This window comes from Pannonibacter sp. CBAS1226, from assembly GCF_055685825.1.
Genome location: NZ_JBVOUO010000004.1, coordinates 106,014 through 126,772 on the forward strand (window position 1 = coordinate 106,014; position 20,759 = coordinate 126,772).

At 64.3% G+C, this 20,759-nt stretch carries 20 protein-coding genes; 1 reads left to right on the forward strand and 19 read right to left on the reverse strand.

The window, feature by feature from the left end; genetic code table 11:
- Nucleotides 1-123 precede the first annotated feature (123 nt).
- The 17 genes from AC0CMF_RS13120 to dnaK form a co-directional block, all read right to left on the reverse strand.
- Nucleotides 124-1,242, reverse strand: a complete 1,119-nt coding sequence (locus AC0CMF_RS13120) for a transporter associated domain-containing protein (protein WP_374630028.1) — start codon at nucleotides 1,240-1,242, stop codon at nucleotides 124-126.
- A 41-nt stretch (nucleotides 1,243-1,283) separates the two neighbouring features.
- Nucleotides 1,284-1,826 (reverse strand): rRNA maturation RNase YbeY, encoded by a 543-nt coding sequence (ybeY, locus tag AC0CMF_RS13125; protein WP_082675879.1) that lies wholly within the window; start codon nucleotides 1,824-1,826, stop codon nucleotides 1,284-1,286.
- Between the two features lie 5 nt (nucleotides 1,827-1,831).
- Nucleotides 1,832-2,860: a PhoH family protein gene (locus AC0CMF_RS13130; protein ID WP_050473467.1), complete on the reverse strand. Its 1,029-nt coding sequence runs from the start codon at nucleotides 2,858-2,860 to the stop codon at nucleotides 1,832-1,834.
- A gap of 55 nt (nucleotides 2,861-2,915) precedes the next feature.
- Nucleotides 2,916-4,316 carry a tRNA (N6-isopentenyl adenosine(37)-C2)-methylthiotransferase MiaB gene (gene miaB, locus AC0CMF_RS13135; protein WP_167665887.1) on the reverse strand — a complete coding sequence of 467 codons (1,401 nt, stop codon included), beginning with the start codon at nucleotides 4,314-4,316 and terminating at the stop codon, nucleotides 2,916-2,918.
- A 309-nt stretch (nucleotides 4,317-4,625) separates the two neighbouring features.
- Nucleotides 4,626-5,462 (reverse strand): lyso-ornithine lipid O-acyltransferase, encoded by an 837-nt coding sequence (gene olsA, locus AC0CMF_RS13140; protein WP_058898249.1) that lies wholly within the window; start codon nucleotides 5,460-5,462, stop codon nucleotides 4,626-4,628.
- Nucleotides 5,449-5,901 (reverse strand): Fur family transcriptional regulator, encoded by a 453-nt coding sequence (locus AC0CMF_RS13145; RefSeq protein WP_050473465.1) that lies wholly within the window; start codon nucleotides 5,899-5,901, stop codon nucleotides 5,449-5,451. Before AC0CMF_RS13145 ends, olsA begins: the two co-directional genes overlap by 14 nt.
- Before the next feature lie 41 nt (nucleotides 5,902-5,942).
- Nucleotides 5,943-6,431: a ribosomal protein S18-alanine N-acetyltransferase gene (gene rimI, locus AC0CMF_RS13150; protein WP_050473464.1), complete on the reverse strand. Its 489-nt coding sequence runs from the start codon at nucleotides 6,429-6,431 to the stop codon at nucleotides 5,943-5,945.
- Nucleotides 6,428-7,108, reverse strand: a complete 681-nt coding sequence (gene tsaB, locus AC0CMF_RS13155) for a tRNA (adenosine(37)-N6)-threonylcarbamoyltransferase complex dimerization subunit type 1 TsaB (RefSeq protein WP_058898250.1) — start codon at nucleotides 7,106-7,108, stop codon at nucleotides 6,428-6,430. Before tsaB ends, rimI begins: the two co-directional genes overlap by 4 nt.
- 146 nt (nucleotides 7,109-7,254) lie before the next feature.
- The gene (locus AC0CMF_RS13160; protein ID WP_050473461.1) at nucleotides 7,255-7,818 is read right to left on the reverse strand and encodes a NifU family protein; all 564 of its coding nucleotides are present in this window, start codon (nucleotides 7,816-7,818) and stop codon (nucleotides 7,255-7,257) included.
- A 166-nt stretch (nucleotides 7,819-7,984) separates the two neighbouring features.
- Nucleotides 7,985-8,479 (reverse strand): universal stress protein, encoded by a 495-nt coding sequence (locus AC0CMF_RS13165; protein ID WP_019963771.1) that lies wholly within the window; start codon nucleotides 8,477-8,479, stop codon nucleotides 7,985-7,987.
- Nucleotides 8,480-8,572: 93 nt separating this feature from the next.
- Nucleotides 8,573-9,877 carry an ATP-dependent protease ATPase subunit HslU gene (gene hslU / locus AC0CMF_RS13170; RefSeq protein WP_050473459.1) on the reverse strand — a complete coding sequence of 435 codons (1,305 nt, stop codon included), beginning with the start codon at nucleotides 9,875-9,877 and terminating at the stop codon, nucleotides 8,573-8,575.
- Between the two features lie 24 nt (nucleotides 9,878-9,901).
- Nucleotides 9,902-10,993 carry a hypothetical protein gene (locus tag AC0CMF_RS13175; protein ID WP_374630029.1) on the reverse strand — a complete coding sequence of 364 codons (1,092 nt, stop codon included), beginning with the start codon at nucleotides 10,991-10,993 and terminating at the stop codon, nucleotides 9,902-9,904.
- Between the two features lie 27 nt (nucleotides 10,994-11,020).
- On the reverse strand, nucleotides 11,021-11,581 hold the full coding sequence (gene hslV / locus AC0CMF_RS13180) for an ATP-dependent protease subunit HslV (protein WP_374630030.1): 561 nt from the start codon (nucleotides 11,579-11,581) through the stop codon (nucleotides 11,021-11,023).
- A 163-nt stretch (nucleotides 11,582-11,744) separates the two neighbouring features.
- Nucleotides 11,745-12,326: an NADPH-dependent FMN reductase gene (locus AC0CMF_RS13185; protein ID WP_374630031.1), complete on the reverse strand. Its 582-nt coding sequence runs from the start codon at nucleotides 12,324-12,326 to the stop codon at nucleotides 11,745-11,747.
- Nucleotides 12,327-12,479: 153 nt separating this feature from the next.
- The gene (locus AC0CMF_RS13190; RefSeq protein ID WP_374630032.1) at nucleotides 12,480-13,091 is read right to left on the reverse strand and encodes a class I SAM-dependent methyltransferase; all 612 of its coding nucleotides are present in this window, start codon (nucleotides 13,089-13,091) and stop codon (nucleotides 12,480-12,482) included.
- Nucleotides 13,092-13,195: 104 nt separating this feature from the next.
- Entirely contained in the window at nucleotides 13,196-14,332 is a 1,137-nt protein-coding gene (gene dnaJ, locus AC0CMF_RS13195) for a molecular chaperone DnaJ (protein ID WP_050473452.1), read from the reverse strand.
- A gap of 242 nt (nucleotides 14,333-14,574) precedes the next feature.
- Complete coding sequence (dnaK, locus tag AC0CMF_RS13200) at nucleotides 14,575-16,479, reverse strand: molecular chaperone DnaK (protein WP_050473450.1); 1,905 nt, start codon at nucleotides 16,477-16,479, stop codon at nucleotides 14,575-14,577.
- A gap of 352 nt (nucleotides 16,480-16,831) precedes the next feature.
- Between dnaK and AC0CMF_RS13205 the strand changes: the two genes are divergently transcribed.
- Nucleotides 16,832-17,488 carry an alpha-ketoglutarate-dependent dioxygenase AlkB family protein gene (locus tag AC0CMF_RS13205; RefSeq protein WP_472481906.1) on the forward strand — a complete coding sequence of 219 codons (657 nt, stop codon included), beginning with the start codon at nucleotides 16,832-16,834 and terminating at the stop codon, nucleotides 17,486-17,488.
- A 4-nt stretch (nucleotides 17,489-17,492) separates the two neighbouring features.
- On the opposite strand, the gene AC0CMF_RS13210 is transcribed toward AC0CMF_RS13205, so the two are convergent.
- Nucleotides 17,493-19,457: a MacB family efflux pump subunit gene (locus AC0CMF_RS13210; RefSeq protein WP_374629783.1), complete on the reverse strand. Its 1,965-nt coding sequence runs from the start codon at nucleotides 19,455-19,457 to the stop codon at nucleotides 17,493-17,495.
- 12 nt (nucleotides 19,458-19,469) lie between these two features.
- Nucleotides 19,470-20,693, reverse strand: a complete 1,224-nt coding sequence (locus AC0CMF_RS13215) for an efflux RND transporter periplasmic adaptor subunit (RefSeq protein WP_374629784.1) — start codon at nucleotides 20,691-20,693, stop codon at nucleotides 19,470-19,472.
- Nucleotides 20,694-20,759: the final 66 nt, after the last annotated feature.

The window sequence follows — 20,759 nt, forward strand, 5'->3', positions numbered from 1 at the left end:
GCAGCATGTGGGAGGCGTCAGAGCGCAGGTCAAGCCTCCGGGAGCAGCCTTTGAGCTGGCAAGCCCGCGCGGCGCCCGGGCAACCTGAAGGCATCATGAGCCGGCGTTTCAAAGCCTTGGCATTTACGTGGCCGGAGGCTCCGTGCCTGCTGTCTTATCGTCGCGCTTGGGCCGCCGCCGCTGGTCGCCCGTGCGAACTTCCACCCGGCGCTTGCGCACTCTGAGGCGCTTGATCCGGCGCGGGTCCGCATCCAGCACCTCGAATTCGTAGCCGGTGACCTCCTTGGGGGCGATCAGCTCGCCGCGCACCGGCACCCGGCCGAGCAGGGTGAACAGCAGGCCGCCCAGCGTGTCCACTTCCTCGGCCATTTCCCCAGCGTTGAAGTCGGTGCCCAGCTGTTCGGACAGTTCTTCCAGCGGAATGCGGGGATCGGCAATCCAGACGCCGTCCCCGGCCGGCTGAAGCATTGCCTCTTCGTCCTCGTCGTGCTCGTCCTCGATATCGCCGACGACTGTCTCGACGATATCCTCCAGCGAGACGAGGCCATCCGTGCCACCGTATTCATCGATGACCAGCGCCATCTGCACGCGGCTCGCCTGCATCTTGGCCATCAGGTCGGTTGCCGGCATGGAGGGAGGCACAAACAGAAGCGGCCGCAGCAGCCCGGTTTCGGCGAGCGTCAGCGTCAGATCGACCGAGGTCAGATCGAGGGCGGAATTCTTCGCTGGCAAATCGGTGTCTTTTGCGGCCCCGGCCTCGGACGACGGCGTGGCAAGACGGGCGATGAAGGCCATGAGGTCCTTGATGTGAACCATGCCGCGCGGGTCATCAAGGCTCTCATGATAGATTGGCATGCGGGAGTGGCCATTCTCGCGGAACACCTCCATGAGGCGGCCCAGCGTCACGCTGTCATCCACCGCCTCGATATCCGCGCGGGGGACCATCACGTCATCGACGCGCAGCTCGCGTAGGCGAAGGATGTTGCCGAGCAGCAGCCGCTCTTCCGGCGAAAACGCCGTATCCCCGCCTTCAACCAGTTCGCGGGCCAGTTCATCCTGGAGATTTTCCCGCAGGCTCGACGCGCTGCTGCGCCGCAGCCGTGCCAGGCGCCCGGCAATCCGGGCCAGAGGCCCCGGTTTTCGGGGCCCGGATAGTCGTGGGTCGGCGCCGTCTTCCTGAACCGGCACGGAAGCCGGACTGGCCGCAGGCGTTGCGATACTGCCACTGTCAGAAACTGTCATCTGTCCATTCGTTCGTTGTCCCTGCTGTCACCCTTGCGGGGTCAGGGCTCCTGCGGGTCGTCCGCCACAAGCGGCGCATCCGCATAAGGGTCGGCAATGCCCATGCTGGCAAGGATCCGCCGCTCCAGATCTTCCATCTCTTCGGCTTCGGCCTCCATCTGGTGATCATACCCGAAAAGGTGAAGGAGTCCGTGCACTACAAGATGCAAAAAATGATCCTGAAACGAAATAGCCTGCTCTTCAGCCTCCTTCGAGACTGTTTCCAGCGCGAATACGATATCACCAAGCAGAGGGCCGTAAAGCCCGTTCATCTCTTCCCCGCCCGGGAAGGAGAGAACATTCGTGGCCTTGTCCTTGTTCCGCCACTCGGCGTTGAGCTCGCGGATGCGCGCATCATCGACGAAAAGGAGCGACAGTTCGGAGCCGGGCATGGCCTTGAGCCCGCCAATACGGAAGGCGGCTTCCGCAGCGCGCAGGCTCAGGGCCTCCAGTTCGTCTTCTTCCGGCCAGCCATCACATTCGATGCTGAGGTCCAGCAGGAAATCTTCCGGCAGGCCGCTGGCGGCCGCAGAGGCAGGGGCCACAGGGCTTACTCCTGCTGCTGCGCGGCGGCAGCGCGCAGGGCATGCCGGCGCTCCCGCTCCTGCAGCTCTTCGCGGCTGGCGTCGTCATAGGCACGCACGATGCGGGCCACCAGCTCGTGGCGCACCACGTCCACATCGGTGAACTGCACGTGGGCAACACCCTCGATGTCCGGCAGCAGTTCCAGCGCCTCGCGCAGGCCCGACTTCTGGCCCATGGGCAAGTCGATCTGGCTGGGGTCGCCGGTGACGATCATCTTGGAGTTCTCGCCCAGACGGGTGAGGAACATCTTCATCTGCATCGTCGTGGTGTTCTGCGCCTCATCCAGCAGCACGACGGCATTGGAGAGCGTGCGCCCGCGCATGAAGGCGAGCGGCGCCACTTCGATCATGCCGGACTGCAGGCCGCGATCGACCTTTTCCGGCGGCATCATCTCGTAGAGCGCGTCATAGAGCGGGCGCAGATAGGGATCGACCTTCTCCTTCATGTCACCCGGCAGGAAGCCGAGGCGCTCGCCCGCTTCCACGGCCGGGCGGGAGAGGATCAGCCGCGAGGCATCACCGCGCTCGATCAGGGCAGCGGCATAGGCCACCGCAAGGAAGGTCTTGCCCGTACCGGCAGGGCCGGTGCCGAAAATCAGATCGGCGCGGTCCATGGAGCGGATATAGGCGTCCTGTGCTGCCGTGCGGGCGACAACGGTCTTCTTGCGGGTCGAGATCTGCGCGAAGGAAAGGCGCGAGCGCGGCTCCAGCGTCGGCAGCGGCAGCTGGGCATCGGCGGCCACCGCCATGCGCAGCGCGCCTTCCACGTCGGCCGGGTGGATTTCGTGGCCCTGCTGCAGGCGCTGGTAAAGTGATTCGAGGGCGTGGCGTGCCTGCACGCACTGGCGGTGCTTGCCCTTCAGCGTCACCTGATTGCCGCGGGCGATGGCATCGACGCCAAGGCGCTGCTCGATCAGGGCGAGGTTCTGGTCAAACTGGCCGAAAAGGTCACCAATCAGCCTGTTGTCTTCGAACGCAAGGACAATGTGGGTCATGTCAGAGGCGGGGACTGCTCCCCGGTCAGAGGGCTTACGAAGCGTTGTCTGGCTGTCACGCGTCAATGGCCGCCTCCTTGGCAGGGCTCGTGGAACTGAGCTGAGCATCAGTGTGCCCTGCAATCAGCCGCCCGAACAGCGAATTGGAGCCCGTGTCGTAAATTTCCACGGTTTGGATTGTGCCGATCAGATCCTGCGGCCCGTCCACCTGCACCGGCTGCAGCCAGGGGGACTTGCCGGTGATCTGGCCGGGCATGCGCCCAACCTTCTCGAACAGCACGTCCATCCGCATGCCGACGCGGGACCGGTTGAAGGCGCGCTGCTGATCGGCGAGCAGCCCCTGCAGCTCGAGCAGCCGGGCGGTCTTCACGTCCTCCGGCACCTGATCTGCCATGGTTGCCCCCGGCGTGCCGGGGCGCTGGCTGTATTTGAAGGAGAAGCAGGCGGCATATTCCACGCGCCGCACCAGATCCAGCGTGTCCGCAAAGTCCTGATCCGTCTCGCCGGGGAAGCCGACGATGAAATCACCCGAAAGCGCCAGACCCGGCGCCGCTTCGCGGATGCTGTCGATCAGGCGGAAATAATCCTCGCGCGTATGGCGGCGGTTCATCGCCGCCAGAATCCGGTCGGAGCCCGACTGCACCGGCAGATGCAGATAGGGCATCAGTTCCTTGAGGTCCCGGTGCGCGGCGATCAGCTCGTCATCCATGTCACGCGGATGGCTGGTGGTGTAACGCAGCCGGTCGAGCCCCGGAATCTCGGAAAGGCGCCGCAGCAGATAGCCAAGGCCGAGGGGCTTTCCGTCCGGGCCATCGCCATGCCAGGCGTTGACGTTCTGGCCCAGCAGCGTCACCTCGCGCACGCCCTGTGCGGCCATCTGTTCCGCCTCGCGCAGGATCTGGGCCAGCGGGCGCGACACTTCCGAGCCGCGCGTATAGGGCACGACGCAGAAGGTGCAGAACTTGTCGCAGCCTTCCTGCACGGTCAGGAATGCAGAAGGCGCCCGCTTCAGGCCCGGCTTTGCCGCTTCCTTCGACAGGTGCTCGAACTTGTCCTCGATCTCGAATTCGGTTTCGACCACGCTTTCCCCGCGCGAGGCGCGGGCGATCAGATCCGGCAGCCGGTGATAGCTCTGCGGGCCGAAGACCATGTCCACCACCGGCGCGCGGCGGGCGATTTCCTGCCCCTCCGCCTGCGCCACGCAGCCGGCAACGCCGACCATCAGTGGCTTGCCGCCGGGGCCGCGCTCGTCCTTCAGCTTGCGGATGCGGCCAAGCTCGGAATAGACCTTCTCGGCAGCCTTCTCGCGGATGTGGCAGGTGTTGAGGATCACCAGATCCGCGTCATCCATGCTGTCCGTGGTGCGGTAGCCCTGCGGGCCCAGCACGTCGGCCATGCGGTCGCTGTCATAGACATTCATCTGGCAGCCATAGGTGCGCACGAAGACCTTCTTCATGCCGTCCTGATCACTGCCTTCCGCCCGCCGGCTGACCACAGCCTCGTCAGAGCCTTCGCCGCCCGCCGTCTGGCTGCCATTGGTGTGGGAATGGGCCGTGGAAGGGGATTGGGCCGGGCTGGCCGGATGCAGTTCACTGGAACGCTGGGTCATGAGCTCCTCACGGCGCCCGGACGGTCAATGCCATCACGCGGGCTCGCGCAGATCAGATATACAGGGGCCATGTGACGGTTTGCCGTCACAGGAGAGGCCGCCCTCGATTTCCGCCAGCTTTAGCCGCTTTTACCGCCGTTGAGAATAGGCGAGGCGTCATTGTGTTGCTTCGCTGGCCGGAACTTCAGCCTCACCGGCCTCCGGATCCAGCGGCTCGCGGCCCGTCAGCCCGGTAATGGTCATGCGCTCCACATCGGCGTGAAGGCGCGCGGTCAGGGCCTTGCGGTCGGTTCCGGGGCTCACTTCAACCGGCTCGCCCCAGGTCAGCTCCACATCGATGGCGCCATTGCAGAACACGCCCCACAGGTGGCCGCCCAGCTCCATGTCGCCATACCAGGCAATGCGCGCACGGGTGCGCCGGTCCAGCGGAATGCCGTGCTGGCGGGCATAGACGATGGACAGCGGCTGCACCTCAACCGGCGCGCCATTTTCCAGCGCCTTTGTGGCTGCGCCCAGAAGGGCCGAGCGGAAAGGCAGAACCCGGTTGCCGTCGTTGGATGTGCCTTCGGCAAACAGCACCATGGCATCGCCGCTGGCCATGCGTCCGGCAATCTGGCTGGCGACAGCCCCCGTCTCGGTCCGGCGGGTGCGGTTGACGAAAACCGTGCGCTGAAGCTTGGCGAAAAGCCCGAGGATGGGCCAGCCCTCGACCTCCGACTTGGCGATGAAGGACAGCGGCATCACGGCGCCCAGAACGGTGATGTCCACCCAGGACGCATGATTGGCGACGATCAGCAGCGGCCGGTGGGTGGCGGGCTTGCCCTTCTGCGTGATGCGGATGCCGACAAGCCTTGTGGCAATGCGGTGCCACAGATACGGCAGCTGCCGCTGCACCGGATGACCGGCTTTCATCGCCAGCCACTGCAGCGGAATGAGGATCAGGGAGACGATTGTCAGCAGAAAGATGACGCAGACCGCCTTACTCTGCTGCATCGCCGCCCTCCGGGGCCTTGGGCGCCAGCGGCACGCAGTAAAGCTCCAGCCGGTGGTCCACCAGCCGGTAGCCGAGCCGCTTGGCAATCAACTCCTGCAGCGCCTCGATTTCCTCGCTGCGGAACTCGATCACCGTGCCGTTGCGCAGGTCGATCAGATGATCGTGATGCTCGTCCGGCACGGTCTCATAGCGTGAGCGCCCGTCGCGGAAATCGTGCCGTTCGATGATGCCGGCATCCTCGAACAGCTTCACGGTGCGGTAGACGGTGGAGATGGAAATGCGGGCATCGAGCGCGGAAGCACGGCGGTAGAGTTCCTCCACATCCGGATGGTCCGTCGCCTCCTCGATCACGGAAGCGATGATGCGGCGCTGCTCCGTCATGCGCATGCCTTTGGCGATGCACTGATCGGCAAGCGAGTTTTGCCGGTCACCGGACATGCCTGACCCCTTCCTTCCGCGTTGAACCCTGTCTTGAGCGATTAGCCAAGATCGGCGCGCATGACAAGCGCAGTCCCGTCTTTCTCGCTCTGCCGGTAATAGCCCTTGCGCTCGCCCACCTGCTGGAACCGGAGGCTCCGGTAAAGATGCAGGGCGGCTTCATTGGCGGCATCCACCTCCAGAAAGACACTGGCGCAGCGCTCGCCATAAAGGCGGAACATCGCTTCCTGCATCAGCCTGCGGGCAACGCCGCGCCCGCGCTGGCGCGGATCGACAGCCAGCGTCAGCACTTCCGCTTCATCGGCCACCTGGCGCATGATGACGAAACCGACAGGCGCACGCGTGCCATAGGGGCTGGCGCGGCGGGCAAGCAGCATCAGAACACCATCCTGCGAACGCAGGCGGGCCAGTTCGTCTTCATCCCAGCCATGGGCAAAGGATTTGGCGTGAATATCCGCAAGGCGCGGCAGATCCTCGTCTTCGACGGGCTCAATCACGGGCGGGGCAGACCAGAACCACCAGAAACTCATATCCGCTCGATCCTCCCTTTGAGCTGCGGCTTGGCATCCGGCGGGCGCAGGTAAAGCGGCACCGGCGGCAGGCCGCTGGCCTGTGCCGCCGCTCCCAGCCGCGCCACCGTGGCAATATCCGGCACGCTGGCCGCGCCATGCACCTTCACCCCGGCAAGGCCGCAGGCCTGCGCAAGGGCGGGCGCTGCCGAACCGGTCAGCACCATGTCCGGCGTGATGCGGGCGGCCAGATCGTGCCGCAAGGCTACCTCCGGCTCGCCAGCCGGATGACCGGTTTCATCATAAAAGGCTACGTAGATTTCGTCTTCGCGGGCTTCCAGCACGGCCAGAACAGGCCGGCCTTCCGCCTCTGCCCGGGCCTCGGCGGCAAGGCCGTCGAGAACGGAAATGCCGATGGCCGGGATCTGCCGCACCAGCGCAAAGCCGCGGGCAACGGACAGGCCGACCCGCAGCCCGGTAAAGCTGCCGGGACCGCAGGTGACGGCGATCCGGTCAATATCCGCAAAGGTGACGCCCGCTTCGCCCATCACCGCCTCGATCATCGGCATCAAGGCTTCCGCATGGCCCCGGCCGATGGCCTCGCTGCGGGACACCAGCGTTTCGCCGCCGTCTGTCAGCGTTAGCACGGCAACCGCGCAATTGGCTTGGGCCGTATCGATGGCAAGCAGTCGGGTCATCGGCTGTCCCGGCCTCCGCAAGGCTTACTGGAGCGGCACCGGACTGGGGTGCGGCTTAAAGAAAATCCGGATGCAGCGGCTGCTGCATCCGGATTGCTGTAGTGGTCCGAACCCCGCTTGTCGAGAGCAGCTTTCGGTGAACCGGCTTACAGAGCGCGGACTTCCTCGACCTCGGGCACGAAATGCCGCAGCAGGTTCTGGATGCCGTGCTTCAGTGTCGCGGTGGAGGAAGGGCAGCCGGCGCAGGCGCCGCGCATGGAGAGGTAGACGATACCTTCCTTGAAGCCCTTGAAGGTGATGTCGCCGCCGTCCTGTGCCACAGCCGGGCGCACGCGGGTCTCGATCAGGTCCTTGATCACGGTGACGGTCTCTTCGTCGGCGGCGTCGAAGAACTCCTCGCCGTCCACGCCGTCATCCGTATTGCCGCCCATCTGCATCACGGGCTGGCCGGACATGAACTGCTCCATGATCGCGCCCAGGATGGCCGGCTTCATGTGCTGCCAGTCGGTGTCGTCCTTGGTCACGGTGATGAAGTCATGGCCGAAGAACACGGCCGAAACGCCCGGCACGTCGAACAGGCGCTGCGCCAGTGGCGAGGCGGCAGCGTCATGGGCCGAGCGGAAATCATGCGTGCCTTCCGGCAGCACGACACGGCCGGGCAGGAACTTCAGGGTCGAGGGATTCGGGGTTGCCTCGGTCTGGATGAACATGGGTCTGATCCTCAGTCGATCGTCGGGGCAAGGTCTCTTCGACTGGCGGTAACGGCTTGCCGGACGCGCCCCAGATTGGAATCTTTATAAACTACTTAGGTGCGTTTGACCACAGGTCAAGCACATCCGCGCGCGTCCGGCAGAAGAATTGGCGCTTCGTCCGCCCTCATGCAAGGGCGGCGATCTCGTCATCACCCAGATTGCCCGGCACGATGGTGACGGGGATCGGGAAATTGCCGGCCGCCTTGCCGGCGATTGAGGTGACCAGCGGTCCGGGGCCTTCCGAACTCATGCCGGCCGCCAGCACCAGAATGGCGATGTCGTCGTCGGACTCGATCAACTTGACGATCTCGTCAGACTTGTTGCCCTCGCGGATGACCAGCTCCGGCTCGGTGCGGGCGACAGCCCGGGCCCGGCCAGCGGCCCTGGCGAGGGTTTTCTCCGCCTCCTCCTGCGCCTCGGCGCGCATGATGTCCTCGACGCCCAGCCAGTGCTGGAAATCGCCGGGGGCAATGACGAAGAGCAGGGTGACCACGCCGCCCGTGCGGGCGGCGCGTTTTGCGGCGTAAATGATGGCACGGTCGCATTCCGGTGTGTCGTCCACGACCACCAGAAACTTGCGCCTGTGCCCTTCTTCAAAGCTTTTGCGGATCGCTACCATGGCCGCATGCTGCCATCTGGCCCGTCCGCCTGCAAGCGCGGCAAATGGCCGTGCCTGTGCATGACGCAAAAGTTGTGATGCATCGCTGCGGCCTCAGAGAATGAAGCGGGACAGGTCGACATTCTTGGCCAGCTCGCCGATGTTGCTGCGCACGAAGTCCGCCGTGATCTCCACCTTGCTGCCGGACTGGTCCGGCGCGGTGTAGGACACCTCGTCCAGAATGCGCTCCATCACGGTCTGCAGGCGCCGGGCGCCGATGTTTTCGACGCTGGAATTGAGATCGACGGCGATGGTGGCGATCTCGTCAATCGCGTCATCGGCAAAGCTCAATTCCACCCCTTCGGTGCCCAGAAGCGCCACATATTGCTTGATGAGGCTGGCTTCCGGCTCGGTCAGGATGGCGCGGAAATCCTCCTGCGTCAGCGCCTTCAGCTCGACGCGGATCGGCAGGCGGCCCTGCAGCTCGGGCAAAAGGTCCGAAGGCTTGGCCACATGGAAGGCGCCGGAGGCGATGAAGAGGATGTGGTCGGTCTTCACCGGTCCGTGCTTGGTGGACACCACCGTGCCCTCGATCAGCGGCAGCAGGTCGCGCTGCACGCCCTCGCGCGACACATCCCCGCCGGTGCGGCCATCGCGGGCGCAGATCTTGTCGATCTCGTCGAGGAAGACGATGCCGGAATTCTCCACGAGGCTGATGGCCTCGCGCACGACCTTTTCCTCGTCCAGCAGCTTGTCGGACTCCTCGGTGATGAGGATGTCGTGCGATTCCTTCACCGTCACGCGGCGCGGCTTGGTCTGGCCGCCAAGCGCCTTGCCGAGAATATCGGAGATGTTCATCACGCCGACGCTGGCGCCGGGCATGCCGGGCAGCTCGAAGCTGGGCATCTGCGGCTGGGCGCGGACCTGGATCTCGATTTCCTTGTCATCAAGATCGCCCTCGCGCAGCTTCTTGCGGAAGCTGTCACGGGTGGCCGGGCTGGCACTGCTGCCGACGAGCGCATCCAGCACCCGCTCTTCGGCCAGCACATGGGCCTTGGCCTTCACCTCCTCGCGGCGCAGTTCGCGCACCAGCGTGATGCCGGCCTCTACAAGGTCACGGACGATCTGCTCCACATCGCGGCCGACATAGCCGACCTCGGTGAACTTGGTCGCTTCCACCTTGACGAAGGGCGCATTGGCGAGGCGGGCGAGACGGCGGGCAATCTCGGTCTTGCCGACGCCCGTGGGCCCGATCATGAGAATGTTCTTCGGCAGAACCTCCTCGCGCATCGGGCTTTCCAGCTGCTGGCGGCGCCAGCGGTTGCGCAGGGCAATGGCCACGGCGCGCTTGGCATCCTTCTGCCCGACGATGTAGCGATCGAGCTCGGAGACGATTTCCCGGGGTGAAAAATTGGTCATCGTGTCAGCTTTCAGTCATCAGGATCATTGGGCGGCAGGCACGTAACGCATCAGGCGCGTGCCGGTGAAAGACGCAACCAGCCGCCGCCGCACGGGCACCCAGGCGGAGCCCAGCAGCAGGATGAAGCTGCCCAGCACCAGCAGCGTGATGGACGTGCCGGCCATGTTGGAAACTTCCGCGCTCCACAGCAGCATGCTGACGGCCACACCAAAGTAGCCGAGGCCCGAGACGAGGATCGCCCGACGGTCCACCAGCACGGCGACAAAGGCCAGCATCAGCACCAGCGACAGCATCACCACCGCCTGCAGGATGTCGCCTGCGCCCGAACTGTCCAGGCCGGACAGCAGGAGGAGCTGCGTCGAATGCACCAGCAGGGGAGCTGCCAGAAAATGCAGCCAGAAGGCCTTGTCGCTGTTGGCCGTGCGCCGTGTCAGGTCACGGCTGTCAAAGCGCATGGCGACAGTGAAGGCGGCAAGACCGGCGCCGAGGCTGATCCACGGCAGATAGTTGCCGACGAAGGTCTCATCAATGGCATGTACCGTTGCCAGCAGGCTGCAGATCACCCCTGCACAGATGACCGACACGCCCACCGGGACGCGGAAGCGCCAGTAATGCAGCGCGGCGATGGCCGTTGCAGCCACGGTCAGCAGCACGAGCGCGGAACCGGGGAGTGCATCCAGCGCGGTCTGGAACTTCTGTGATGCATCCGAAGATGATCCTCCCGCAAACTGCGCCGCAACGAAAATCACCGCCAGCAGGGTTGCAGGCAGGAACAGGATCGACAGGATGAAGGAAGGCAGGGCAAGGCGCATGCGCCGGGCGAAAACCTCTGACAGCCCCCAGATGGCCAGTGCCTGAACGGAGAAGTTCAGGCCCCAGTTGCGGGAGAAGGTCAGAAAGAAAAACAGGCCGAACAGCAGGGTCAGAAGGCCGATGGAAATGAAGATGTCATGGAAGCCGCGCACGAAGCGCAGTTCCTCGGCATCCACGCTGGAGATGGCGGGCTGGCGCAATCCCTCCAGATAGGTGGAGAGCGCTTCGAGCTGCGGCGGCGAGAGGATGCCGGCACGCACCGCGCCTTGCAGATCCTCCCGTGTGAAGGCCTCGTTGGTCATCTGTGGGTATCCGGTGAAGGGGCGGGATCAGCTGGCGCTGTCGAGGCTTTCAATCGTCAGATTGCCGTTGGTGTAGACGCAGATGTCTGCCGCGATGGCCATGGCCTTGCGGGCGATGGCCTCCGCGTCAAAGTCCGTTTCCACCAGCGCACGGGCGGCGGCGAGTGCGTAGTTGCCGCCCGATCCGATGCCCATGACGCCGCCTTCCGGCTCCAGCACGTCGCCCGTGCCGGTCAGCACCAGCGACACATCCTTGTCGGCCACCAGCATCATGGCTTCGAGGCGGCGCAGATAGCGGTCGGTGCGCCAGTCCTTGGCCAGTTCCACGCAGGCGCGCATCAGCTGGCCCGGATACTGTTCCAGCTTGGCTTCCAGCCGCTCGAACAGGGTGAAGGCGTCCGCCGTCGCCCCGGCAAAACCGCCGATGACGGTGCCCTTGGCCAGAGGGCGCACCTTGCGCGCGGTGTTCTTGATGACGGTCTGGCCCAGCGAGACCTGCCCGTCACCGGCAATCACCACCTTGCCGCCCTTGCGCACCATGAGAATGGTGGTGCCGTGCCAGGTGCCCATGCCGTGTTCTGAACTCATGCCTTGTCCGATCCTGCAGATGATTGGCTTGCATCGCCAAAAGAAAGGCGGCCGCAGGGCCGCCAGCGTTGTCTTCTATTTAGGAGGGAAAACCCCATCCGCCAAGCGGCAGGCTTTCACGGACCTGACCGGCCGGTGAAAAGCGCGTGGCGGCGAAGCCGGGTCAGACGAGGGCGCGGGTTTCGCGGATCAGCCGCTGCACGGCGGCATCCAGGGCGCGCGATGCCTTCTCGTTGACGAGATTGCCTTGCGGATCAAAGGCAGAGCCTGCATCCGGCACCATGGCCATCTCGGGCAGAACCAGCGCACCAAGGCCCACTTCCAGAACGGTGCGCGTGCCCATGAGCCCGCGGATGCCGCCCAGTGTGCTGGGCGAGGCGGCGCCGAGGCAAAACACCCTGTTCTTGAAGGCAGCGCCCGGCACGTCTCCCGGATCGCCCACACGGCTGATCCAGTCCAGTGTGTTCTTCAGAAGCGGCGTGATCCCGGCATTGTATTCCGGGCAGGCGATGAAGATGCCGTGCTGCTCCTGCATCAGGCGTTTGAGCTTGCGGGCGGCCTCCGGCGGGCCTTTTTCCTGTTCCAGATCGCCGTCATAGAGCGGCATCTGGTAGTCGGCGAGCGAGATGCGCGTCACTTCCGCATCGGCCAGGGCCAGCCGCTTGGCGGCAAGGCCTGCAAGGCGCGTGTTGAGCGAGCCGCCCCTGATGGAGCCTGAAAAAACCAGAATCTTCGGATGACGCATACTGTCTCCTCATGGTGCCGCACCGCAGCCGCAACACCCCCGGGAAGAAGGGGCATGATCAGTCGGCGACAGAAATTTCGCGCAGCCTGCCATCGCAGGGACCCGCAGCGCAAGCACAAAGGCAGGCTGTTCACCAGCGGCCGGCGAGCCTGATTACGGCTTGCGGTAGACCCAGACGCGGGCCGGCGGCAGGTTGGCAAAAATCCAGCCGGTCTTGTCGAGGTTGAGAACGCCCGGCTCCGGCTTCACCGGCGGTACCATTGCGTAAGAAAACTGGATATAGGGCGCGCCCGGCTCGCACAGATCGAGCGCATCCAGGATCAGCGCCTTTCTCTTTTCCACCGGCTGGGTGAACAGCGGCAGGCCGGAGACAATCCCGGCGAACATGCCATTCTGTACAGGGATAGCCGTTTCCAGCGTCTCGCGCAGCGCATAGGCATCGCCCTGGATGGTCGTCATGCGGGGAAAGCGGTCGCGCAGCATGCGGCAGAATTCGCTGGTGTATTCCAGCGCGGTCAGCTGCGGCTGGGTTATGCCGCGGTCAAAGATGGCCTGTGTCACCACGCCGGTTCCGGGACCAAGCTCCAGATAGCGCCCATCAGGCCGGACCGGCACGAGGGAGGCAATCCGGCGGGCAAGTTCGGGACCGGACGGAGAGATGGCACCAAGCGTCAGAGGGCTGTCGAGCCAGTTCCGGAAGAAGCGGAATTCGTCCTTGAGCTTTTTCTTCAAGGGCTTAGCGTCGAGCGTCCTGAATGCCGCCATAATGTCCTCCGGTCAGATTGGTAAAAACATCTAGCCGGGCAACAGTGGCCATTTCAAGGCCCCTGGCGGCAGTCAGCCTCCGGGGCCCTGACTGAAAGCGGCGGTCAATTGCCCAGGTTGTCGAGGAAATCCTTGACGCGGGCAAAGAAACCGGTGCTCTCCGGATTGTTCTCACCAGAGCTTTCTTTTTCGAATTCGGCCAGCAATTCGCGCTGGCGTTTGGTCAGGTTCGTCGGTGTTTCCACCGTGACCTGAATATACATGTCACCATGCTGCGTGGTGCGCATCACCGGCATGCCCTTGCCCTTGAGGCGGAACTGGCGGCCGTTCTGCGTCCCCTCCGGCACCTTGACCCGTGTCGTGCCGCCCTCGACGGTGGGCACGTCGAACTGGCCGCCAAGGGCAGCCGTCGTCATGGAAATGGGCACGCGGCAATAAAGATCCGCCCCGTCGCGCTGGAAGAACTCATGCGGCCTCAGCGACAGGAAGATATAGAGATCGCCCGACGGCCCGCCGCGCAGGCCCGCTTCGCCCTCGCCGGCAAGACGGATGCGCGTGCCATCCTCGATGCCTGCCGGAATGTTGACCGAGAGGGTGCGCTCCTGCGTCACCCGGCCAACGCCGGAGCAATGCGGGCAGGGATCGGAGATGACCTGGCCGCGCCCCTGACAGCTCGGGCAGGTGCGCTCCAGCGTGAAGAAGCCCTGTGCCGCCCGCACGCGCCCCGAACCGCCGCAAGTGCGGCAGGTGGTGGGGCTGGAGCCGGGCTTGGCGCCGGAGCCGCTGCAGGGCTGGCACGTGACGGAGGTCGGCACCTCGATCTCCACGGTCTTGCCCGTGAAGGCCTCTTCCAGCGTGATTTCCAGATTGTAGCGCAGGTCCGCGCCGCGTTCGCGCCCGCCGGACGAGCGGCGCCCGCCGCCCATGCCGAAGAATTCCTCAAAGATGTCGGACATGGTGGAGGCGAAGTCGCCGCCGCCGCCAAATCCGGCACCGCCGCCGCCAAATCCGCCATTCTCAAAGGCGGCATGGCCATAACGGTCATAGGCAGCCCGCTTCTGGCCGTCCTTCAGGATGTCGTAAGCTTCGTTGACTTCCTTGAAGCTGGCCTCGGCCGAGGCATCGCCCGGATTGCGGTCCGGATGAAACTGCATCGCAAGCTTCCGGTAGGCGCTTTTCAGCACCTTCTCGTCCGCATCGCGCGCAACGCCGAGGATTTCATAAAAGTCGCGCTTCGCCATGAATTGCTGCCCGCTGGGTATCTGCCTGAGGGGGCCTGCCATCCGCCTCTGTCCGGCCATCCGTCAGGCCTCAGACAGGTTCTCCGCCACGCGTCATGCGCATCATCGGGGAAAAACGGTGCAGGCATCACGCCCTGCATTGCAACCGCCGGCGGCCTGCCGGACAGGTCCGGTCGCCGCCAGCTGCCGCTGGAAAGCCGGAACGGCGCGGATCCATAAGGAAACCGCGCCGTGCCAGTGACTTACTTCTTGTCGTCCTTGACTTCCTCGAAGTCGGCGTCGACCACGTCGTCATCCTGCGCGGAGGAAGCACCGGCGTCTTCGCCGCCTTCTGCTTCCGCCTGCGAGGCCTTGTACATGGCTTCACCCAGCTTCATGGAAACCTCGGCCAAAGCCTGGGTCTTGGACTGGATGTCCGCCACGTCTTCCGTGGTCAGAGCCGTCTTCAGGGCGGCAATCGCGCTTTCGATCGAAGCCTTGTCGTCCGCAGAGACCTTGTCGCCATAGTCCTTGAGGGACTTCTCGGTGGAATGCATCAGGGATTCACCCTGGTTGCGGGCTTCCACCAGCTCGCGGCGCTTCTTGTCCTCGTCCGCATGGGCTTCGGCGTCCTTGACCATCTTCTCGATGTCGGCGTCGCTGAGGCCGCCGGAGGCCTGGATGCGGATCTGCTGCTCCTTGCCGGTGCCCTTGTCCTTGGCCGACACGTTGACGATGCCGTTGGCGTCGATGTCGAAGGCAACCTCAATCTGCGGCACGCCGCGCGGGGCGGGCGGCAGGCCGACGAGATCGAACTGGCCGAGCATCTTGTTGTCGGCCGCCATCTCGCGCTCGCCCTGGAACACCCGGATCGTCACGGCGGTCTGGTTGTCCTCGGCGGTGGAGAAGGTCTGGCTCTTCTTCGTGGGGATCGTGGTGTTGCGGTCGATCAGACGGGTGAACACGCCGCCGAGCGTCTCGATGCCGAGCGACAGCGGGGTCACGTCGAGCAGCAGCACGTCCTTGACGTCGCCCTGCAGCACGCCGGCCTGGATGGCAGCGCCCATGGCCACCACTTCGTCCGGGTTCACGCCCTTGTGCGGCTCCTTGCCGAAGAAGGTCTTCACGACTTCCTGGATCTTCGGCATGCGGGTCATGCCGCCGACGAGAACCACTTCATCGATCTGGCCGGCGACGAGGCCGGCGTCCTTCAGGGCTGCCTTGCACGGCTCGATCGTGCGCTGGACCAGATCCTCGACGAGGCTCTCGAACTTGGCGCGCGTCAGCTTCATGGTCAGGTGCTTGGGACCGGACGCATCAGCCGTGATGAAGGGCAGGTTGATTTCGGTCTGCGACGAGGACGACAGCTCGATCTTGGCCTTTTCCGCAGCTTCCTTGAGGCGCTGCAGGGCCAGCTTGTCGTTCTTCAGGTCGATGCCCTGATCCTTTTTGAACTCGGCTGCGAGGTAATCGACCAGACGCATGTCGAAGTCTTCACCGCCGAGGAACGTGTCGCCGTTCGTCGACTTCACTTCGAAGACGCCGTCGCCGATTTCCAGAACCGACACGTCGAAGGTGCCGCCGCCAAGGTCATAGACAGCGATGGTCTTGCCATCGTTCTTGTCGAGGCCATAGGCGAGCGCGGCCGCGGTCGGCTCGTTGATGATGCGCAGGACTTCGAGACCGGCGATCTTGCCCGCATCCTTGGTGGCCTGACGCTGGGCGTCGTTGAAATAGGCCGGAACGGTGATGACTGCCTGGGTCACGGTCTCGCCGAGATAGCTCTCGGCGGTTTCCTTCATCTTCTGCAGGATGAAGGCGGAAATCTGGGAGGGCGAGTATTTCTGCCCGTTGGCCGAAACCCACGCATCGCCATTGTCCGCCTTGACGATGTCATAGGGCACGAGGCCCTTGTCCTTCGCCACGGTCGGATCATCGAAGCGGCGGCCGATGAGGCGCTTCACTGCGAAGAGCGTGTTGGTGGGGTTGGTGACGGCCTGGCGCTTGGCCGGCTGGCCGACGAGGCGCTCATTGTCGTCCGAGAAGGCGACCATGGAGGGCGTGGTACGTGCGCCTTCCGAGTTCTCGATCACCTTTGCATCCTTGCCGTCCATGACGGCGACGCACGAATTCGTCGTGCCGAGGTCGATACCGATGACCTTTGCCATTTCTTCCTCTCTTTCTAGCAAACCGGAAAAACCCGTATCGGCGTCAATCCGGCTCCCTTTCACAATCAGTGATGCCGGCGCGCTTAAGGCCTGATGCTCCGCCATGGGAGCACTGGCCCAAGCCCCTTTTGATCCCTGAGGCCCTGATCACGAGTTTTGACCCTTGGCCTTGTCCGGGGCTGTCAGCAGGTTGTTCCGCCTGTCAGCACTGAGCTTGACCGCTATATAGGCGGGAGACAGGCTTGCTGCAAGGCGTCTGCCTGCCTGATCTTGCTGTGCAAAAGCCCTTATCAGCGCAAGGATCGCTACATGCCTTGCGGACTTGCGTTCTTTGGCTGCCGGAGACTGTGGAATGACTTTGGACAACGCTGCACCGGAAAGTGCCCAGAAGAGACGAGGCCCGCTGCCGGAGGGGGTGCGTTTCCTGCCCGGCCATCTGGATGGCACCGCACAGGCAGATCTGGCGGAGCAACTGCGGGCCATCGTCGCCGAGGCGCCGCTGTTCCGTCCGGTGATGCCGAAAACCGGCAAGCCCTTTTCCGTGCGCATGAGCAATTGCGGCCCGCTTGGCTGGGTGTCGGACATTCGCGGCTACCGCTACCAGCCTCTGCATCCGGTGACGGGAAAGCCCTGGCCGCCCCTGCCGGATGTGCTGAAGGAGCTCTGGCATACGCTTGCCCCGGATGCCCCGGAACCTGAAGCCTGCCTGATCAATTTCTATGACGGGACCGCCCGGATGGGCCTGCATCAGGACCGGGACGAGGAAACCTTCGAGGCGCCGGTTCTGTCCGTCTCGCTGGGCGATTCGGCCCTCTTCCGCATCGGCGGCCTCACCCGCAAGGACCCGACCCGCTCGTTCCGGCTGAATTCGGGCGATGTGCTCCTTCTGGAGGGCCCGTCCCGGCTCGCCTTCCACGGCATCGGCCGGATCTATCCGGGCACCTTCACCCTTCTGAAAAACGGCGGACGCATCAACCTGACACTCCGCCGGGTGACCAAACCCGCCTGACGGCTCAAAGCCGGCTCAGCGCCGCCACGGGGTCGAGGCGAGAGGCGTTGCGGGCGGGGAGGAAGCCGAAGACGATGCCGATCAGGGTTGAGATCCCGAAGGCATAGGCAATCGAGGCATTGGAGAAGATCAGCGAAAAGTCGCTGGTGAACAGCGGGAAGAGCGCGCCGAAACTCAGGGCCGTAGCGATGCCCGCCAGCCCGCCGATGATGCAGACCGTGACCGCCTCGATGAGGAACTGCTGCAGGATATCGGACCGCCGCGCCCCGACAGCCATGCGCACGCCGATTTCCGACACGCGCTCGGAGACGGTCACCAGCATGATGTTCATCACCCCGATGCCGCCGACAATCAGCGAGATCACCGCAATGGCGGCGATCAGCAGCGTCAGCGTCGCCGTGGTGCTGGTGATCGACTGGCGGATGTCATCGGTGTTGAGGATGAAAAAGTCCTTCATGCCATGGCGCTGGGTCAGGAAGGCGGTGACCATCTGCTCGGCCAGCTTCATGTCCACGTCGTCTTCCACCCGCACGGTGATGCTGCGCAGGGTACTGCTGCCCGTCAGGCGCGCCTGCACGGTGGTATAGGGCAGATAGACCGACAGATTCTGGCTGCCGCCGAAGCCGCCCTGCTGCGCCTGAGCCACGCCGACGATGCGGGCGGGCACGTTGTTGATCAGCAGAACCTTGCCGACAGCCCCGTCCGGTTCATTGGCAAACAGGGTCTTGCGGGTGTTCTCGTCGATGACGGCGACAGCATCAAGACTGTGCTCGCTGCGTGCATCGAAAAACTGGCCCGTGGCAATCTTGGTGCCCTTGGCATCGAAATAGGCGGAATTGACCCCGTTGACGAGGGCGGAGGCCTCCTTCGAGCCATAGCGCAGGGTGACGCTGGTCGAGACGGTCGGGGTCACGGCGCGCAGGTAGGGCTGCCTGGCGAGTTCCTTGGCGTCGGAAATCACCAGCGTCGTCACCTTGCCGGAGCGCGCATCGCCGAAGTCCTTGCCGGGGAAGATTTCCAGCGTGCTGGTGCCGAGGCTGGCGATGTTGGCAAGCACCTTCTCCCGTGTCCCGGCGCCAAGCGCCACGACACTCACCACGGAGGCAATGCCGATGATGATGCCCAGCATGGTCAGGAAGGTGCGCAGCTTGTGCGCCTTCATGGACAGAAGCGCCATCTGGAACGCCTCCCGGAAGCGGTCCGCCCAGGCTGTCAGTCCCCGGACCGAACGGCGCGGCGCCTCCTGCGGGGCTGCGGAAACGGCGGCCGTACCGGCCTGCTTGTCCTGCCTGTAATCGGCAACGATCTCGCCATCGCGGATCTCGATGGTGCGCTCGGCCAGGGCCGCCACATTGGCGTCATGGGTGACGATGATGACCGTCTTCCCCTCGGCATGCAGTTCACGCAGGATGTCCAGGACGTCCTGTCCGCTGCGGGAGTCCAGCGCTCCCGTCGGCTCGTCGGCGAGGATGATGTCGCCGCCGTTCATCAGGGCACGGGCGATGGAGACGCGCTGCTGCTGCCCGCCCGAAAGCTGCGGCGGGCGGTGCTCCATCCGGTCGCCAAGGCCCAGCCGCTCCAGAATATCGGCTGCCCGCCGCCGCCGGTCCGCCGGGGTAAGCCCGGCATAAACGGCAGGCACCTCCACATTGCCAAGCGCCGTCAGCTCCGCCAGCAGATTGTAGCGCTGGAAGATGAAGCCGAATTTTTCACGCCTCAGAGCTGCCAGATCATCGGGCTGAAGATCGGCTGTTTCACGCCCGTCAATGCGATAGCTGCCGCCGCTGGGGGTATCGAGGCAGCCGAGAATGTTCATCAAGGTCGACTTGCCCGAACCGGACTGGCCGATGATGGAGACGAACTCTCCCTTGCGGATCTCAAGGTCGATCCCCTTGAGAACTGCGACCACGCCGTCCCCGGCAGGAAAGGTGCGGGTGAGGCCCTTGAGGCTGATCAGAGGTTCCGGCATGATCTTCTGGCCTCACATTCCCATTGGCGGGCCGCCAGGGGTGAAGGTTGAGACGGCGCTGGCATCCAGCGTGCCCGTCACCACGCGTTCCCCTTCGGCAAGGCCGGATATGATCTCGGCAGTGATCTTGTCATTGAGGCCCGTTTTCACCTGCCGCGTCTCAATGGTACCGGTGCCGCCCATGACCTGAACGCTGTAGCTGCCATCCGCATTGCGGGCACCCAGCGCGGTTGCCGGGATCACGGGCACGTTTTCCGCCTTGCCCAGCACGATGGTCACTTCTGCCGTCATGTAGGTGCGCAGCAGACCGTCTGGATTGGGTACGTTGAATATGCCGTTGTAATAGATGGCTTCGGTACTGGTGGAACTGGACGAGGACGATGTGGACGAGCCGCTGACGGAACTGTCGCTGGTGATCGATTCCGGCGCGGGCTCGATGGACTCAAGATGCGCCTGATATTTCGTGTCCGGCGCGCCCAGAACGTTGAAATAGACTTCTGCCCCCGGCTTCACCTTCACCACGTCTGCTTCGGATATCTCGGCCCTGACCGTCATCACGTCCAATTGGCCCATGATGATGATCGTCGGGGCCGACTGCGTGGCATTCACGGTCTGGCCCTGCTGGTTGACGATGGCCAGAACCGTGCCGTCCATCGGCGCGGTGATGCGGGTGTAGCCAAGGTTTGCCTTGGCGGTTTCAACGGCCACCTGCGCCTCGATGATCTGCGCATCCAGCGCCTTGATCTGCGCCTCGATGGTTTTCACCTCCGAATCGGCCGTATCGAAATCCGCCCTGGAGGTGGCATTCTGTGCGAGGAGTTTCTGCTGGCGCTCCAGCGAGATGTTGGCAAGCCTGAGTGATGCCTCCTTCTCCACCCGCTGCGCTTCCACATTGGCCAGAGCTGCCTCCGAGGTGCGCAGGTTGTTGGTCTGGGTCGTGGCGTCGATCTCGGCAACGAGGTCACCGGCCTTCAATTCCTGTCCAAGGGACACCTTCAGCGAGGTGATGCGGCCAGAAGCCTGTGCGCCGACGGCCACAAGCTTCGCCGGCTTCAGAATGCCGGTCGCCAGCACGGTTTCCTCAATGGTGCCCTTGCGGACGGGGGCGGTCATGACCGTGGGCCCGGTATCTGCCTGCATGGAGGTACGGGCGTAGTAGATGCCGCCCGCAGCAGCGGCCAGCACGGCGGCCGTGAAGAGCCAGCGCGCCTTCTTCCTCGGTTTGGTTGCGTTCATCGTGAACACTGCTTTCATCACAGGGCAGGGCTGGAGCGCAGCACATGGTTTGCGCCCGGCGCTGCA

Coding starts and splice junctions, on each gene's coding strand:
- AC0CMF_RS13120 (WP_374630028.1), bottom strand. CDS start 1,242: ATGACAGTTTCTGACAGTGGCAGTATCGCAACGCCTGCGGCCAGTCCG.
- AC0CMF_RS13130 (WP_050473467.1), bottom strand. CDS start 2,860: ATGACCCACATTGTCCTTGCGTTCGAAGACAACAGGCTGATTGGTGAC.
- miaB (WP_167665887.1), bottom strand. CDS start 4,316: ATGAAGAAGGTCTTCGTGCGCACCTATGGCTGCCAGATGAATGTCTAT.
- olsA (WP_058898249.1), bottom strand. CDS start 5,462: ATGCAGCAGAGTAAGGCGGTCTGCGTCATCTTTCTGCTGACAATCGTC.
- AC0CMF_RS13145 (WP_050473465.1), bottom strand. CDS start 5,901: ATGTCCGGTGACCGGCAAAACTCGCTTGCCGATCAGTGCATCGCCAAA.
- rimI (WP_050473464.1), bottom strand. CDS start 6,431: ATGAGTTTCTGGTGGTTCTGGTCTGCCCCGCCCGTGATTGAGCCCGTC.
- tsaB (WP_058898250.1), bottom strand. CDS start 7,108: ATGACCCGACTGCTTGCCATCGATACGGCCCAAGCCAATTGCGCGGTT.
- AC0CMF_RS13160 (WP_050473461.1), bottom strand. CDS start 7,818: ATGTTCATCCAGACCGAGGCAACCCCGAATCCCTCGACCCTGAAGTTC.
- AC0CMF_RS13165 (WP_019963771.1), bottom strand. CDS start 8,479: ATGGTAGCGATCCGCAAAAGCTTTGAAGAAGGGCACAGGCGCAAGTTT.
- hslU (WP_050473459.1), bottom strand. CDS start 9,877: ATGACCAATTTTTCACCCCGGGAAATCGTCTCCGAGCTCGATCGCTAC.
- AC0CMF_RS13175 (WP_374630029.1), bottom strand. CDS start 10,993: ATGACCAACGAGGCCTTCACACGGGAGGATCTGCAAGGCGCGGTGCGT.
- hslV (WP_374630030.1), bottom strand. CDS start 11,581: ATGAGTTCAGAACACGGCATGGGCACCTGGCACGGCACCACCATTCTC.
- AC0CMF_RS13185 (WP_374630031.1), bottom strand. CDS start 12,326: ATGCGTCATCCGAAGATTCTGGTTTTTTCAGGCTCCATCAGGGGCGGC.
- AC0CMF_RS13190 (WP_374630032.1), bottom strand. CDS start 13,091: ATGGCGGCATTCAGGACGCTCGACGCTAAGCCCTTGAAGAAAAAGCTC.
- dnaJ (WP_050473452.1), bottom strand. CDS start 14,332: ATGGCGAAGCGCGACTTTTATGAAATCCTCGGCGTTGCGCGCGATGCG.
- dnaK (WP_050473450.1), bottom strand. CDS start 16,479: ATGGCAAAGGTCATCGGTATCGACCTCGGCACGACGAATTCGTGCGTC.
- AC0CMF_RS13205 (WP_472481906.1), top strand. CDS start 16,832: ATGACTTTGGACAACGCTGCACCGGAAAGTGCCCAGAAGAGACGAGGC.
- AC0CMF_RS13210 (WP_374629783.1), bottom strand. CDS start 19,457: ATGCCGGAACCTCTGATCAGCCTCAAGGGCCTCACCCGCACCTTTCCT.
- AC0CMF_RS13215 (WP_374629784.1), bottom strand. CDS start 20,693: ATGAACGCAACCAAACCGAGGAAGAAGGCGCGCTGGCTCTTCACGGCC.